Origin of the sequence: Photobacterium lucens, assembly GCF_009873615.1 — a bacterium.
Lineage (GTDB): Bacteria > Pseudomonadota > Gammaproteobacteria > Enterobacterales > Vibrionaceae > Photobacterium > Photobacterium lucens.
The window spans coordinates 1-17,001 of sequence record NZ_SSMG01000011.1; the positions used below are offsets into that span (position 1 = coordinate 1).

General features: G+C 41.2%; 15 protein-coding genes. 2 read left to right on the top strand and 13 right to left on the bottom strand.

The genetic code is table 11. From position 1 onward, the window contains the following. Positions 1–48: 48 nt before the first annotated feature. The gene (locus tag E5A76_RS01715; RefSeq protein WP_107165110.1) at positions 49–450 is read right to left on the bottom strand and encodes a MarR family transcriptional regulator; all 402 of its coding nucleotides are present in this window, start codon (positions 448–450) and stop codon (positions 49–51) included. Between the two features lie 295 nt (positions 451–745). On the opposite strand from E5A76_RS01715, the gene E5A76_RS01720 reads away from it, so the two are divergent. Continuing rightward, a complete protein-coding gene (locus E5A76_RS01720; protein ID WP_161117926.1) occupies positions 746–1,414 on the top strand; it encodes a DUF2982 domain-containing protein in 669 nt (222 codons plus the stop codon). A gap of 11 nt (positions 1,415–1,425) precedes the next feature. Here the strand turns inward: E5A76_RS01720 and uhpC are convergent, their stop codons facing one another. The 11 genes from uhpC to E5A76_RS01775 form a co-directional block, all read right to left on the bottom strand. Next, positions 1,426–2,712: an MFS transporter gene (gene uhpC / locus E5A76_RS01725; RefSeq protein WP_161117930.1), complete on the bottom strand. Its 1,287-nt coding sequence runs from the start codon at positions 2,710–2,712 to the stop codon at positions 1,426–1,428. Between the two features lie 3 nt (positions 2,713–2,715). Then, on the bottom strand, positions 2,716–4,311 hold the full coding sequence (gene uhpB, locus E5A76_RS01730; RefSeq protein WP_161117927.1) for a signal transduction histidine-protein kinase/phosphatase UhpB: 1,596 nt from the start codon (positions 4,309–4,311) through the stop codon (positions 2,716–2,718). Beyond that, positions 4,311–4,919, bottom strand: a complete 609-nt coding sequence (gene uhpA / locus E5A76_RS01735) for a transcriptional regulator UhpA (RefSeq protein ID WP_053988245.1) — start codon at positions 4,917–4,919, stop codon at positions 4,311–4,313. The genes uhpB and uhpA overlap by 1 nt, the downstream gene beginning before the upstream one ends. Before the next feature lie 214 nt (positions 4,920–5,133). Then, on the bottom strand, positions 5,134–6,528 hold the full coding sequence (gene uhpT / locus E5A76_RS01740) for a hexose-6-phosphate:phosphate antiporter (RefSeq protein ID WP_053988246.1): 1,395 nt from the start codon (positions 6,526–6,528) through the stop codon (positions 5,134–5,136). Between the two features lie 346 nt (positions 6,529–6,874). Further along, positions 6,875–7,528: an MBL fold metallo-hydrolase gene (locus E5A76_RS01745; RefSeq protein WP_053988247.1), complete on the bottom strand. Its 654-nt coding sequence runs from the start codon at positions 7,526–7,528 to the stop codon at positions 6,875–6,877. A gap of 87 nt (positions 7,529–7,615) precedes the next feature. Beyond that, complete coding sequence (locus E5A76_RS01750) at positions 7,616–8,164, bottom strand: DUF882 domain-containing protein (protein WP_193391898.1); 549 nt, start codon at positions 8,162–8,164, stop codon at positions 7,616–7,618. Between the two features lie 170 nt (positions 8,165–8,334). Next, positions 8,335–9,804, bottom strand: a complete 1,470-nt coding sequence (locus E5A76_RS01755; RefSeq protein ID WP_262383620.1) for a L,D-transpeptidase family protein — start codon at positions 9,802–9,804, stop codon at positions 8,335–8,337. A 494-nt stretch (positions 9,805–10,298) separates the two neighbouring features. Continuing rightward, complete coding sequence (locus E5A76_RS01760; RefSeq protein WP_161117928.1) at positions 10,299–11,417, bottom strand: DUF1513 domain-containing protein; 1,119 nt, start codon at positions 11,415–11,417, stop codon at positions 10,299–10,301. After that, on the bottom strand, positions 11,398–12,492 hold the full coding sequence (locus tag E5A76_RS01765; protein WP_237459207.1) for an imelysin family protein: 1,095 nt from the start codon (positions 12,490–12,492) through the stop codon (positions 11,398–11,400). The genes E5A76_RS01760 and E5A76_RS01765 overlap by 20 nt, the downstream gene beginning before the upstream one ends. A 16-nt stretch (positions 12,493–12,508) precedes the next feature. Further along, positions 12,509–13,939, bottom strand: a complete 1,431-nt coding sequence (locus E5A76_RS01770) for a di-heme oxidoreductase family protein (protein ID WP_161117929.1) — start codon at positions 13,937–13,939, stop codon at positions 12,509–12,511. An 87-nt stretch (positions 13,940–14,026) separates the two neighbouring features. Continuing rightward, positions 14,027–15,283 carry an imelysin family protein gene (locus tag E5A76_RS01775; protein WP_107165105.1) on the bottom strand — a complete coding sequence of 419 codons (1,257 nt, stop codon included), beginning with the start codon at positions 15,281–15,283 and terminating at the stop codon, positions 14,027–14,029. A 277-nt stretch (positions 15,284–15,560) separates the two neighbouring features. Here E5A76_RS01775 and E5A76_RS01780 point away from each other — a divergent pair, with 277 nt between their 5' ends. After that, a complete protein-coding gene (locus E5A76_RS01780; RefSeq protein WP_008986806.1) occupies positions 15,561–16,064 on the top strand; it encodes a MarR family winged helix-turn-helix transcriptional regulator in 504 nt (167 codons plus the stop codon). 100 nt (positions 16,065–16,164) lie between these two features. Here E5A76_RS01780 and E5A76_RS01785 read toward each other — a convergent pair whose 3' ends face one another. Next, a complete protein-coding gene (locus E5A76_RS01785) occupies positions 16,165–16,530 on the bottom strand; it encodes a DUF4870 family protein (RefSeq protein WP_081091427.1) in 366 nt (121 codons plus the stop codon). Positions 16,531–17,001 lie beyond the last annotated feature (471 nt).

Genomic DNA, 17,001 nt, shown 5'->3' on the forward strand with positions numbered 1-17,001 from the left:
AATGAGAATAAAAACCCCCGCTTCTTGGGAAGAAGCGGGATTGGCTGATTAAATTGCTTTGTATAAAACTTTGTTTCCAGCCAATTGGATGCGCTCAACTAAACCTTCTTCAGTCAGTTTTTTCAACGCACCTGTTGCCCAAGAAGCTGCTTTCGCTTCTTCTTGACCAGCTTCTAAGCCAATGCCTTTAGGGTTTAAACCTTCAGCATTTTTTACAACAATATCTAGCACTTGTTGTTGCTTAGGAGTTAATGCTACTGCAGACGCTGCTTTTGCAGGTGCTACAGCCTTAACTACTTTTTTAGCTTCTTCAGTTTTTGCCACTGGTGCAGCTTTCACTGTTTCTGCTTTTGCTACCTTTTTAGGCGCTGCCTTGGTTGCTAACTCTGCAAAAACAGGTGATTGCTTCTGAAGTTTTAGCTGTACTTTACGTTTGTGAGAGATTCTCATTAAATTTCCTACTCCGTTGCACTACTTTCAGTCACCACTATGACAGCGGGAAAAAGTAAGCGCGTTTTATATCAGGGATGTCAGGGAATTGCCAGCAAACGGTGTTTTTTCATACAACAAATATGATTTTAAGCAAAATATTCCTCGCATTTTCATCCTATATACTTAAGAGGTACAACAAATGCTATTTGCTCGGAATATACAACAGTCACTATAGCAACCATCAACAGCGGATATCGATCCCTTATATCAATCATAACGTATGATAGTAAAATAATTGGTCTTGGAGAGTGCAATGGATACTTATCATGTCAAATCAGCCCCTATAACCATGACTGTTATGCTATTTGTATTCAGCTTTACCGCTTTTATAAGCTCCAGCATGATGATCTTCTTTGTATCTAGCATGTCACTGCTCGCTATAATACTAACTACCTTAATCATTGCCTGTTGTGCCGTGGTGCTCATTCGTCTGATTTGTGCATCAAAATACATCTTCACACTCACCTTCATGCATTGCCAATACCATAGCCGTTACGGAGGTTGGTCAACGCCTTGGGGTAATATTTCACAACTTGGTACAGCACAGATCGATCATCAAGGTTGGCAACAACCCTTACCGTGGATTGGCGTGAAGCTTAAAGATTACGATGAGTTTATTTGTAATATCAGCCCACGATTAGCAGCGAGGATGATCATTGAACAACGCATTTTGCTGATCATGGCTATTAAAAATAGTGAACAAGACAACCACGTAATTGAAGATATCTTATTTGATGATGAGCCCTACCAAGGGCATAACGGCTGCATTTTTAAAGGATTAAGAGCCATGCTGGCAAATAGAATGCATTACAACCGCCAGTATTTAGGATTTGATTTTTTCATTTCAGAAGATGCCTTAGACAGACCAATGAGTGATTTTCTTGGTCTGCTAAGACGTTATAAAGCAGCCGCTATAAGCTAACAACGATACAATTAAGTGGTTTCGTTATATTGTGCTTTTAAAAATGGCAGTAATAACAAGCCAATTGCTGCCGCAGCCACAGAAATCACCACGAAAAAGCCTGTCCAATGGAAATGCTGGGTAATGATTGCTAATGGATATCCTGCTAACGCTGCGCCCATATAGGCAAACAAACCGACAAACCCCGTTGCTGCGCCGACTGAGTCTTTATGAGAGCACTCCGCTGCAGCCATGCCTATTAACATTTGTGGACCAAAAACAAAAAAGCCAATCGCAAACAGACACACCGCTTGCAATGCAAAACTGGCAATCGGCATCAGCCACAATGCGGCCACCGATAAGAAAATACCCATTGAGAACAACAAGATCATCGGCCCTCGGTTACCTGAGAAAATCTTATCGGAGCCCCAACCTGCCACCAATGACCCAAGAAAGCCGCCAATTTCAAACAGCGATAACGCACTGTTAGCCGTGATCAAGCTATACCCATACTGCTCTGTTAGGTACAAATTGCCCCAATCGTTAATCGCGGTTCGCACGATATAAACCAAGATATAACTCAGCCCAAGCAGCCAGATATATTTATTACTTAATACATAACGAGTCAGGATCTGCTTTTGCGATAAGCCCTTCCCAGTATTTTCATGAGCGATTTCTAAATAATCTTTACGCCAATGACCAATGCTCGGCAACCCCATAGAGGTTGGTTTATCGCGCAATCGCCAGCACAGTAAGCCACCAACAATTACCGCAATAACACCGGGAATAAAAAAGCTATAACGCCAGCCATAGTGCAACACGGTATAACCCACAATAATGGGGATCATCGCCCCGCCAAGGTTATGTGCCGTATTCCAAACCGACCACCAGCCGCCACGCTCAGAACGAGAATACCAAGTCGTTAATAATTTAGAACATGCAGGCCAGCCCCACCCTTGGAACCAAGCATTCAGCACCCACAAAATGCTGAGTGCAACAATCGAGCTGGATAAACCAAATAAGATATTAATGATACCCGTAGCAATTAAGCCCAAGCCCATAAAATAACGAGGGTTAGAGCGATCACTGACTATGCCCGATATAAACTTAGAGATACCGTATGTGAGATAAAACAAGGTGCCCATTAAACCGATATCGGCTTTATCCCAGCCTAAATCAGTAATAATGGCAGGCATCGCATAACTAAAGTTCTTACGAGTTAAATAGAACACCGCATAGCCAATATACATACTCACCATAATATGAATACGCCAGTAGCGATAACGTTGTGCGGTTTCTGGAGAAAATTCCGTATTCATCATTTAGTGACTTTTATATTGTTGCTGAGCGTGATTAGGTGCAAATAGCGGTAATACCACACGAATCGTTGTACCTGATGGTTGAATACTATCTGCTGGTATATTAAGAAGCATTTTAGGCTGAGTGAAACTGGTGATCACACATTGTCCTCCTAAGGCTTCAATGCGCTCCTTCATCCCTCGCAGGCCAAAACCTTTTAAGGTATCGCTGGTTTTAAAACCGATACCGTTATCTTCAATTTCCATGGTGATATTGCTATCGACAGTAAATTCGATCAGCACTTCTGACGCATTGGCATATTTAGCAATGTTATTCAGCGCTTCTTGCACCACACGGAATAAAGTGATTTGCAACATATCTGTCATTACCGTATCAATAGCTTTAGGGTATGACATCGCAACATCAATCTCTTGTGATTCAAAATCTAAATCTCGGATCACCTGCTCGATTGCTGCTTTTAATCCTAAATCATCTAACGTTTTAGGGCGCAGCTGAGATAACAAGCCTTTCGTAGTGTCGTAGATATTCAGTGACAATTGCTCAATAGAATCTGCACATTGCTCCCCTGCAGGTGTTGTTTCTAGCCGTTTTAAAATGCTGGCTTGGGTACGGATTGCGGTAATGTTCTGCCCAATTTCATCATGCAATTCGCGGGCAATATTTTGACGAACCGACTCTTCTGCGGTAACTAACTGCCGCGATAAAGAGTAATTGCGCTTTAACTGTTTAGAGAGTCGCGTATTCAAATCACGTTGATGCTGAATACCAATCCCCAGCAAAATCCCCGTTAGGCTTTGTGCTGATAGTGATAACAGTAAATCGACAATTTCAATCGAGCTAATTTCGCTGCGAGCCGCGATTAAAGCAATACTGTTTAACAAAGTGCCTAATAACGCTCCTTCCCAACCATAACGAAATGCCAACACAATAATGGGGATCGCCAAACAAAATGGCGCAAATAAACTGAGTTGCTCAGGTAAATGCACCTGCAACAAGATATTGGCAATAAATAATAGACAAAAGAAAAACAAATGTTGGCTACGAAATTCCACCGGACGAGAAACCACATCGACCGTTAATGGTATCCAAGACTTTTGGAACAGATAATTCCAAATAAGATAACAACTCGGCACCAACATTAAGCCACTGGTCATGCTGACTAAAAACACAAAACCTAAACGTCGGGTGTTGGAAATATCAAAGAAGTGAAAACTGCTTAACGCTAACGTATTAAGCACTGCTAATACCGTAATACTTATCGCCATGACTACCAGTAAGCGCCACTGTACCCCTTTATAGTAACGACGAGCCAATAAGGAAACGGGAATAGAAAGTACACTCGCCACCACTAACGCTTGCCAATGATAATTCGGCAAAGATACCGCCAGCAGTAATAAGCCACTCCATTCAGCGGCATATATCGCGACCCAATACTTTTTAACACTGTGCAGCGTTAACCCCAACCGCAAGGCAAAAGGAAAAAACACTGTCGCCAGCATAGGATCCATAATGAAGTAAAACGAGATCCCCCATAAACAGAACCAGCTACAGCTAACAAACAGCCAAATACACAGTGACGTTAAGCCAAAGCTACGCACTAGATCACTTCTCCGCTAAAGAACTTAGCCAGTTCAACATTATTCTTAACGCCGAGTTTATCCATCGCATTGGCACGATGGACATGTACGGTTTTATGGCTTAAGCCTAATTTCACCGCAACGGCTTTGACATCAAGTCCGGTGGCTAACAGCTCACTGATTTGATGTTCACGTTTAGTCAATTTGCCAAGGGCTTGTTTATTTTGGTTTGGTGACACAAGGTTAATGGCAATATCAGGCGTTAGATAACAACCGCCTTGCGCTGCAGTTCTTACGGCTTGCACTAACTCATCAGGGCTACAACGCTTACTTAAAAAGCCTTTTGCGCCCAAACTTAGCGCCTTTTCAACAACAGTGGCAGAATCGTGGACGCTCAACATGATACAAGCAATACCCGATGGCAGATCTTCAAGCAAAGATAAACCACTCTCATTGGGCATCGAGATATCTAAAATACACACAGAGGCATCCAAGCCCGGTAAACCTGCTCGTGCTTCTGCCGCAGAGCTAAACTGTCCAACAACATCCATATCAGGTTCTAACGCTAAAAGCTGAGCAAAGCCAGAGCGCACAATAATGTGATCATCAACCAAAGCTACTTTGATCATTGCCTGAATACCTAATATCTATAGAGAAAAAACCTGCATAAACTACCTCTTACATAATAAGCGAGCAAGGGCTTTGCCGGAGTTTTATTCTTTATTCCTATATATACATGTGATTTAAAGCCATCAGGTCATATTAGGCTGGATAGATAAAATAGAGATATAAAAAAAGCGCTTAGGGTTTAACCCAAGCGCTTTTTCAAACATTGCGAACCAATTAGTTAGCTAGCATTGCCTTCTTTTCTTTCTTTGCACGGTAGATCTTACGTTCTTCAAGAACGGCAACAACCGCCATGATAGAACAACAAATGATTGCTGCTGTATCAAGTGCAACGAATGTACCCGTCCAGCCCGTTTGACCGAAGATTGGCGTACCGTCAGCAATCATACCAAGACCTAGTTTCGCAAAGCTGTCACCGATAAGGTAAGCAAATGTACCTTTAATACCGTCAGCTACTGCAATACCTTGTTTAGGTACGAAACCTACCGCAGCAACACCAATAAGAAGCTGAGGACCAAACACTAGGAAGCCAAGAGCAAATAGTGATGCTTGGTATGCAAAAATAGTATGTGCGTGTTGGTAGAAGCCCAGCGTTGCAATCACACCTAATAGTGCAATACACGCCACTAAACCACGACGACCATTGATCAAGTCAGAGAAGAAGCCCCATAGACATGTACCAATCAGTGCGCCTGTTTCAAACATAGTGAAACCAGAAATCGCTGTTTCTTTATCAAAACCAAGTACTTCGTAACCGTACACAGTAGACCACTGGTCAATACCGATACGAACAACGTAAAGGAATACGTTCGCAAAACACAGTAACCAAATAACCTTGTTAAATAGTACGTATTTCTTGAAGATTTCCATCTTGCTCATTTGGTTTTCGTTAACCGCTTTATCTTCTTCAGAAATCGGCTCTTCGAATAACTCTTCAGCCGTACCTAAACCGTATGATTCAGGGCTGTCGTTACCCATAGTGAAACCAATAAGCGCAACCACAATGGCAATGATTGATGGCACGATAAACATACCGGCTACATTGCCATCAAAGAAATAGTTAGCACCGAATAGCGCGACACCTGCTGCACCTGCACCACCGATGTTGTGCGAGATATTCCACATACCTAGGAATGTGCCGCGGTTCTTTTTACTCGTCCACTTAGTGATCGTTGAGTAAGAGTTAGAACCACCCACACTTTGGAATAAACCAGACAGTGCGTATAGGCCGATCATCATGTAGAAAGAGCCCATTGATGGACCCATTACCAAGCCAAAGCCCAGCATACATAGACCAGAAAGTAACAGACCTAATGGCAGAATGTTCTTCGAGTTCTTACCATCACACCAGTAGTTTAATGCTGTTTTACCGATACCGTAAGTAATCGAGAAACCAAGGCCGATAGTACCTAATTGCGTCATTGTCATACCGTAATCAGAGATCAGGTCGTTTTGCGCAATATTGAAGTTCTTACGAATAAAGTACATCACCATGTAGCTAACAAACACTACAAGGTATGAACGTAGGAATGGACCAAGCCACATTTTCTTACGTTCAGCTAAAGGCAAGTCCAGCGTTGGTTTTCTTACCTGTGTAAGCAGTTTAAACATGTGAAATCCTCAGATAGTCACTGAAAAGTCGATGCTATGGATGTCTTTTATGATTAATAAGCCAAAGGCTCATCGTTATTACCATAAACATTCACAGTGCAGGGATCACCATTATGGAAAACTTGTGATGAATAGGAGTAAACCAATCAAAATGGATAGGTGATCATGGCGAGAAATTTTATCGACTGGCGACTAGCAAGGCATGAGAAGCACACCTAGAACAACTAGGAATAATTCCTAGTTTTGGTCAGATAACCGAAAAAGTGTGACGAAGCGCAAATAGCTGATATTCAAAAAGTAGAATAAAGTGAAGCTATAAACCTCACTTTATAGAGATAAGAGAAAATTAGTATAGCGGCATTTCATCGGCAACAAATGGGTTCGTTGCGCGTTCATGACCGAAGGTTGATAACGGACCGTGACCCGGTACAAAAGTCACATCGTTACCTAAAGGCCATAACTTGGTTTTAATTGCGTTGATCAGAGTTGGATGATCACCGCGTGGGAAGTCAGTACGACCAATACCACCTTTAAATAATACGTCACCAACAAAGGCAATCTTTGCATCATCGTTAAACAGTACAACGTGACCTGGTGTATGACCCGGTGTATGCAATACCTGTAGGGTTTGATTACCTACTTTAATTTCATCACCGTCTTCTAACCATTGTGTCGGATCAAACGCTTCTGTCATTGGGAAACCGAACATTTCACTTTGACGAGGCAGACCTTGTAGCCAGAATACATCATCTTTATGTGGACCAATCACAGGTACATTTAACGCTTCTGCTAATGGCTCAGTACCACCAACGTGATCAAGATGACCATGAGTTAAAATAAGTTGAGTCACGTTAACACCTAATGTCTCAACCACTTTCTTTAATTGCTCAACATCGCCACCGGGATCGACAATCGCTGCTTGGTTTGTTTCATCACACCAGATGATTGAACAGTTTTGCTGAAACGGTGTAACAGGAACAATTTGATACTTAAGACTCATACTCGTCTAACATCCTAGCCAAAAACAAAGTGCCAAAAGGATGCCACGATTATATCTAAAAATACAGGTACGATTGTTATTCAATGATTAACCACGCCAGTTACGCACAGGGCCTGTATCAATGTGAACAAATTGACTGCCCGGGTAGTAACCCACACCACCGATATTCAGATCCATTGCTGCTTTGCGGATTTTAGATAGTGATACACCTTCTAAATTGAAATCGATCGCTTGCGCTGTCATGTGGTAACTCTTCTTCGCTACCCCACCACTGCGTTTTGCTAACATCTTATTTGTTTTTGGCGAACGATATCCCGAAATAAGTTGCACGTAACCTTCATGACCTAAATACGTCTGAATTTGCGAAATGGCATCATATAAACGTCTATCAATACGGGCGACTTCGTTTTGTCTAAAATCTCGACAGATATGATCGATTTTTCTTACAGCAGAACCCACATAGGTTTTACCATTAAAATACTTTGTTTCTAACTCTTCACCAGTATGAAGATTACGAATCAACATATTACGTGGATCTGATGCTTTAAATGGACTCGCAACAGCGATATTTGGTAATAAACAAGAACCCACAACTGCTCCGCCGAGAGCAAGGAAATTACGGCGATTAATATTAATTTCTGACATACCAACTCATGATAAAAAAGTGCAATTTATTGTAAGAATGCAAAGCGTGTACCAAACGCTTTTTCTGCACGATATCCATCACTGATAAAGTAGTCAAAGACACAAATCACATATTTTTAATATCGAAAAAACTATTTTTGATTTTCAGGTAGTTATATACATTAGTAATTGTAAGCAGAAATTAATGAACTATTTTTTTCTTGATCGCGGTCATACTTATATATATCACTACGGTAATTAACTAATCCTAATTCATCCACCCATGCTGTCTGATAAATTAGATCAACAGGTACAGATTTACCATCTCCTAATACTATTGTTCGCGTTTTTTTACTTCTAGATAAATTATTAAAACGCTGTTCAGAACTACCCGAATATTCTAATAGTACTTTCGCTAAACTTTTCGCCTGTTCGACGCGAATACAACCTGAACTTAATGCCCGTTCATGTTTTTTAAATAGAGAACGTGACGAAGTATCATGTAAATAAATGGCTTGGCTATTAGGGAAATTAAATTTAAATAAACCCAATGCATTTCGCTTACCCGGTTTTTGTCTTAAACGATAAGGAAAGCTATTAGGTGATAACAAGTGATAAGGAATCGAATTAATTGATATTTTTTGAGCACTGCCCCAACCTTTGATCACCTCATAATTATTTCGCGATAAATAACTACGATTGCGTCGCACTTTCGGCATAATGTCTTTCTTCATGATCGAATTTGGCACGTTCCAATACGGATTAAACACCACAGATTGAATATCCGAACCCATCATCGGTGTTTGCCGTGACGGACGCCCCACAATCACTTTACTACCTAGAACTTTCTCACCATTAAGCCATAAGTTCATATAATAACTAGGAATATTCACTACGACGCCCGTTTTAGGTGTCACCGACCATAACCGTAACCGTTGAGCATTAAGCGCTAACAAACGAATACGTTGCTTCAAACTTAACGCTAACCATTGCTGGGTTTGTGGCCCAATAACGCCATCAGCTTTTAAACCATGACGCTCTTGAAAACGTTTAAGCGCAATCACCACCGAGCCTGATAACCGCTTACGCTTTTGGGTACGAATCGTGCTCGCTTCAGAGGGTGTCATGTCTCCCAAGGTTTCCAACACAGTAATAACACCGTCCATATTTTTGACGTATTGCCCTGGGCGAATTGTGCCTTTAAATAAAAATACCGGCCAGCGCATATCTTTTATTTCATTTAATTCATCTAACGCTGCAACTAATTCAATATATTCATCATCGTGAGGTTTTAAACGGGAAATAAAGTAACGTAATCGCTGTTGTTCGTGGTTATGTAAAAGTTCTTCAATAAAAGTATCAGAAGGTAACGGGAATATTGTGGGCGGTGTCTCACCAAATAACCATAAGTTTCCTTTTTGTTGGATACCTTCAATAAATCCCATATATGCGAATAATGTATCAGTAGCTAATACATCGTAATCTCGCCAATCACTATTGTTTTTAAATCTTTTTAAATTGTGATAACGGCGTGTTAAATCAGAAGAGATATTAGTTAGCGATAATAAACGAAGCTGTTCTTCAAATTCAGCAATAGCTATTTGATCTTGCCATATTTGACCATATCCGATCGTTAAATATAACTCCGCCAACTTATCAATATAATGAATACCAGAAACATTCTTAGCGATATCTTTTACCCAACCTTTAGCTATTTGAAATTGTTGATTTATAGCTTGGTTATTAGCCGGGTGAATTCATTAATTCAGAAGTAATAATCGTCTTATCTTTTATAACAATAGGTTTACTTTCTGTCTCTGAATGAGTCGGCAGATCGGATGAAGCGGAAAGGTTTATAGGTACTAAACATAACACAGAGGTAAAATACCAATACTTATAAACAGTCATCGAAGCCCCCTAGCACTGCTTCTGCTATTACTAATAATAGTATTTAGAGCATTAAATGTAGACGCTATTTGATTAAAGTGAATAAGATCTTTAAGACTGAAGCTCAAACAGAATGATTAACTAAAACTAACGGGTATCCATTACAAAAAACAACGCTATTTCTTATTTGTAAGAAACAGCGTCATTATTTATAGCAAGGGTTAATCTTTAAAAGAGCCGCGCCACAGCGACAAAGCGTTTAAATAAATAACTGCCAGTGGTTATCCCACATGATCGTACTTTGTTTTATCTTTGCTTGTTGCTTAGTATCAACACTGACAATTTTTCCAGCACCAGAGCCCACAATCCAATGATGATCTAACATCGCGACACCAGAGGCATCTGTTAATGGTTTAAGAGAAATCAGCTCACGAGTAGCTTGATCCCAAATACCGTAACAGTTTCCCCTTGGTGACGTCGCCAGCAAGTAACCATCTAATGTACCGATACTGGCAATGTAATGATTAAACCGCAGCCACTCTTCATCTTCAGCAATTAACGGCTGTAAAGCTTGACCTCGTTGATGGGTTGCCACCAAAGGCGCGGCATGTTCAGGCTCGCCACGGTATTGTTGACCACATGCAATGCCACCGTTATCCATCAAACTTAAATGACGGATACTCAATCGCTTATCAGCAAGCTCAGCTTGTTCAACCAATTCACCCGTAGTTTTATCCACATACACCAACGCAGGTTGCATTGAATCAAGGTTTAATGGTGTTCGCCCTTGGGTATGAACCCCACCCACACCGATGGCTAAGGTTTGATCATCAGCCCAAATCACTTCATGAGGGCCAATACCAAAATGGGTAAATTCCGCGACTTTTGGCAAACCTTGTTTGACTTCGTATACACCAATCACGCCACGACTGGTTGCTGATTCACCTTCTGTTGCATACAAATACTGACCATCATGGGAAAACACACCATGACCATAAAAGTGACGATGTGGATCAGCGGCACGTAATCCCCACTCTTTACCTGTTTGATGATCAAACACTTGGACATATTGCCCCGGACGACGAGAAAACACCGCCACCAGCGAGCCGTTACGGTGCAACGCAATACCATGCCCTCTTGCTGGCAACATCACTTTCATTAACGGATTACCCGATAAATCAGCAACAACAGCCGCATACTTACCTGCCGCAGTACGGCTACAACCAATGATCTTAGGCTGCTGATAGGATTGTGAAGATAAACCATGTTTTGCATTAGCATCACAACCCATTAATGACACCAAAGGCAATGTGCCAGCAGATGACAAGGCATACTGCAATAATTTACGTCTTGTTAAATCAGTCGCCATCAGTTGCATTAAACCCCATCACAATCCCCAGCTCTGCGGCTACATCATCATGCAGTGCAATCTGAATATATTCCAAACCGTTAAACACATTGATCAGATCACGATAACCTTGTTTGGTTTTCAACATCGCCACCATACTGTTTTGCTTCGGCCAGTCTTCTAGCAGCAATTCAAAACGCTGATTAATACGATTTGCTGTCACCTCATGACCTGATTCAATTAACAAATGATTCAAACCTTTACCATTAGCAAGATATAGCTGATGCAAGGCTTCAACACTGGCTTTTAAACTCACCATCGACGTTTGTGAACGCCAAGCTTCTGCTTGATAAGGCTTAGGTTGTCCCGGTTTTCCCATCGGACGAGTCAGCTTTTTTAAGATGTAATCAAGCTGGTTATTGATAGCCCCTAAATATTCCGCCAATGCCAGCTGAGGCGTAATGTCTTGCCACGGGTTTTCTTCCCATGCCATTTCTAACGCTTTCGCCGTTGTAAGCATATTGCCAGTGATGGCATGGGCTAACTGACAGTATTTCGGATCAGCTAACTGTTTTTGCTCTTGGAATAAAAACCACTCCACCGCACCTAATCCTTGTAATGCAACGCTTTGATCTGCAATCCCTTGATTAGTTGGTAAGGTTTCCGCTTGTAACAACTGCTTGATCTTTCTACCTGTGGTGTTTTTCTTATCAGGCCAAAATTGCACTTTCCAACCCAATGCTAATGCCGCTTCACTGCCTTTTTCACGCCCTTGGAACTTCATCCAACTACGCATACTTTGCTGCCATGCTTGTTGTGCCGCTTGTAAATTTTCCTCACTGTAACGCTGGCACAATTTCCCCATTTGCTTATCTAATACATGGCTAGATAGCACATAGCCTTTGGCGGCATTGAGTGATATTTCATGCACAGGCGCTAAATTAAATCCTGTTTGTTCAGGATGAACATGATTATCAACCACACTCGCAAACTGAGTTGATAACTTATCGTTATTGGCCTCACCACACCCTGTCAGCAATGTCACTACAGCCAGTGCAACACCACAAAACAGAGATGAATTTAAAAAGGGTTTTGTATACATCATTATTACAACACCTGATTTATAGTGAATCTAAAAATGCCAATAGCGCTTGGCGGTCAGATTTTGATAATTGCAATACCTTGTCACGGCTTGTTTGTGCTTCACCGCCATGCCATAGCACCGCTTCCATTACTGAGCGTGCGCGCCCATCATGTAAGAAATTGGTATGTCCGTTTACTTCCTCGGTATAACCTAATCCCCACAATGGCGGAGTTCGCCACTCTTGCCCATTGGCTAAAAACTCAGGACGATCATCAGCTAAACCTTCACCCATATCGTGCAACAGCAAATCGGTATACGGGTTAATCATTTGCTCAGATAACGCAGGACGTTCAGGCACTTTAGCCGTCTTTATTTGCGTGCGATGACAGCTTTGACAGCCAATATCAGCAAACAGCTTTTCACCTTTCATTACTTGGGGATCATTAATGTTACGACGGGCTGGTACTGCCAAATGCTGAGAATAAAACTCAACAAACGTCAGCACTTTTTCAGAGGCTTCATGCTTGCCGCCATTGGGTAATTCCGCACAAATAGTTTGTTTATCAGTACAGTTTTCTTGCTCAAACAAAGCACTGGTTAAACCAATATCACCATTAAAGGCAGCAGCATTTTGTTGCATCAAATTCGGTTGCCCTGCTTTCCAACCAAAACGACCAATCACGGTTTTATTGGCTCGCACATCCCACACTTGGTTTAACTTGCCGCTTACGCCTTTGTTTTCAGCGGCTTGCTCAGCAACAAAGCGCTTCAAGGTTTGCTCTGGAATATGCTCAAGTAAACCCAAGCCAATCATCGGCGGTGCAATACGGGCAGAAAGCATTACATCATCTGCCATTGGGCCATAATTCAAATTGGTAATAGATAAGTTAGGCTTGCGCAGCGTGATCACTTCACCATCGGCAAACGAGACAGGCACATCGGTATAAGTTAACGCAATTTTTCCTTCAGGTTTGGCATCGGGTAAAGCAAAGTCTTGTAGCTGATCACCATAAGTAGGTTCAGGGATCACACCACTTTTAATTAATTGCTGTTTTTGCTCATCCGTTAAAGCAGGAACACTCATGCGTACCAACATGGATACCGAATTCATATCGTCTTTTTCTGGCGGATGACCTCGCCCATCTTTGATATGACAGTTCTGACAACCATTGGTATTAAAAATCGGACCTAACCCATCACGAGCATCAGTAGTGGCAGGCGCTTGTACCCAAGGATTACGAAAAAAGCTATTACCGACACTAAAATCCAAACGTTTAGACATAGGCAGATTACTGGCAGGTAACGAAAAAGCATTCGAGCCCGTTTTAGGGGTTGTGGTATTACCGCCTGATTTAATTTTGGCTAATTGCTCTTTAGTATATTTCGGTTTTTCAGGGCTTGATTCTGCCAACACACTTAACGGCAACAAGCCTAACGACATGATCATAGTTGCTAAATGGAACTTCATACATCCACTCTTATTTTTTATTATTAAAATACGAACAAAGTCGCCCAAGGTGCAGGCGACTTATGATTACGATGCATAGAGCGGTAATTAGAACTGATGATCAGCAGTATCAGGATTTAAGTTGCTCACGCCAATAATGCTTGCCGCTTTTTCAATTTCAGCCGTTTGTTTTACTAACGCCATGATCGACTTATTCACCAAGGCATTGCCGGCTTTATTGCCTGCTGCAATTAACTGATCAAAGTGTTGGTTATCTTTCTCAGCAGAATCAACCAATGTTTGAAGTTGAGCACGTGCTTGTACAAATTCCGCTTTAATTTCTGCCGCTGCTTTTTTATCTTTCTCAGCCACTAAATCGTGGATACTTGGGCCAGTTAGCACCTCACCATTTACACGGGTGTAACTACCGGTATAAACGTTAAAGATCCCTTGCTCGTTGTAGTAGTGAGAGTTGTGAGTGTTATCAGAAAAACAATCGTGCTCATCTTCTGTAGAGTTTGCTTCTAATGCCACTTTCATACGCTCACCCGCCAATTCCCCTAGCGACAATGAACCCATACCAAACAGCATTTTACGTAAACCGTTATCCGCCGATTCCGCTAATAGCTCGCTACGGTAGTTTTTCGCCTCAGTAGCTGACCATTGTTTCTCCATCCATTGCAGATCGTTAATCAATAGCTGAGAAGTTGCCGTTAGATAATCAGCACGACGATCACAGTTGCCATTAGTACAACCCTCGCCTTTCACAAAATCAGTGAATTTACGATCGCCAGCACCGCTACCTGTACCATTAAGATCTTGTCCCCATAATAGGAACTCAATGGCATGATAGCCCGATGCCACATTCGCTTCTGAGCCACCTAGTTCGTTAAGATCTGCAATTAACTCAGGCGTAATTTTCGCAACATCAATTTCCTTATTACCCACGTTGATCTTCTTGTGAGAAATAATGTTTGCGTTTGCGCCTTCATTACCAAGCTCATGTTGATAATCTTTCGCCACGTAATCAATCAAGCCTTCATCTAACGGCCATGCGTTTAATTGCCCTTCCCAATCATCCACAATACCGTTACCAAAACGGAATACTTCAGATTGTTGATATGGAACGCGAGAAGCTTTCCACGCTTCACGGGCTGCTGAAAGTGTTTGTTCAGAAGGGTTAGCAACCAATGCCGCAATCGCCTTATCTAGCGTTTGTGCTGTTGTTAATGCATCGCTATACACACTATGAGCAAGATCGGCATAGTGAGTCACAACATCTTGTTTGGTAGTAGCTGCTTGAGCAACAGCAGGTAGAGAAAATAGAGCGACAGCAACGAGTGAGCGAGTAAATGTTTTAGTCATTAAATCATCTTCCTTGTAAAGCATCACTTAACATAACCTAAGAATAAAAATCTAAGTGATAATAGTTATTATTTCGATAGTGTATCAGAACAATAACATTTTGAAACAATTTTGATTCAATTAATGATAACAATTTGCATTGAGTGTTAAAAAATTAGTCAAGTCTGTAAGATATCGCACTTAACTATTAATAATTCACGTATAATCCTTGCTATATCGTATATAGCTAGACATATTGCACCCCCGAGTTATTGCCGCTGTAACATTGGAGATTTACATGGACAAGCACGAAGAAGTTCTGATTGCTCTTCGACAAATTATTCGCGCTATCGATCTGCATTCACGAAAATTGAATAAAAACGCAGGTTTAACGGGGCCACAATTAGTGTTGATGCGTGCCATTAAAGCATCAGGCGAAGAAGTGACTATTCGTCAGCTTTCTAATAACACCAACATGAGCCAAGCAACAGCGACTACCATTTTAGATCGACTAGAAAAACGTGGCTTAGTGGTTCGTAAACGTAGCCAGCTAGATAAGCGTAAAGTGCACACTCATCTAACAGAAGAAGGCAATGCCCTGTTAGACAAAGCACCGCTACCGTTGCAAGACAGTTTTATTTCCCAATACCAAGAGCTGGAAGATTGGGAACAATCGCTACTGCTTTCTTCTGTTCAGCGTATCTCAACCATGATGAACGCCGAGCATTTAGATGTTGCACCACTGCTTGAAGTTGGCAGCATCACTAAACAAGAAAAAGTAAACGGCGAGATCGAAGAATAAGCACAAGGCTTATTTAAGAGATGAATAATTGAAGATAATAAAAAACCGATCGCATGATCGGTTTTTTTGTTTTATTTAGCTATTGAAAGCAAAACAGCAATTAGCCGTTATAGCCTTTATTTGACGTCAGTTTCGCTAAGCCTTTCACCACACGGAAGATAGACCAAATCCATACTGCAAGAAGCAATAAATAACCGACAAAGACAAAAGCTAACAACGCACCAAGAATGGATAAGCCTAAGCCCCACCAAAATGTTGTAGTGATATTGCTATAGTGATCGGCAAAGATAGTACCTTGCGCATCACCCTTTTTCACCATTGCCCAAATTGCACCAATAATCCAAAAAAGACCTGTAAACAAACCAATGATCATCAAACCATACGCAATCAGTGCGTTAGTTTTTGCTGCTTCATCTTTTGCTGTCATGGTTGGATTAACCACTACCTCTTCTTGCATCTCTGACATGCCATACTCCTAATGTCGTCAGTCATTAATTCGCTCAAAATTGGCAAAATTTTATAGATGTAATTTTTTTACTCGCAATGTAGTGCGTTGGCATGTAACGAGATACATGAGGTTATTGGATAGAGTCGATGTTTGTTTGGTGGTAATTACAAATGGATAGATGCTGTTTTACAGAACATAATTCAGAAGTAATCACTAGGTGTTTGAGAGGTATTAATAGTAAAAACCGATCAGAAGATCGATTTATATCGAGACTAGAGACAAATTATTTTTGACAGAAACGAGTTAGGTAATTTGCTTTATTTAGACAGGTAGATATTATAAAAATTAAGAGTAAAGCCTGTATATCACCAGAAGATCGATTTATATCGAGACTAGAGACAAATTATTTTTGACAGAAACGAGTTAGGTAATTTGCTTTATTTAGACAGGTAGATATTATAAAAATTAAGAGTAAAGCCTGTATATCAC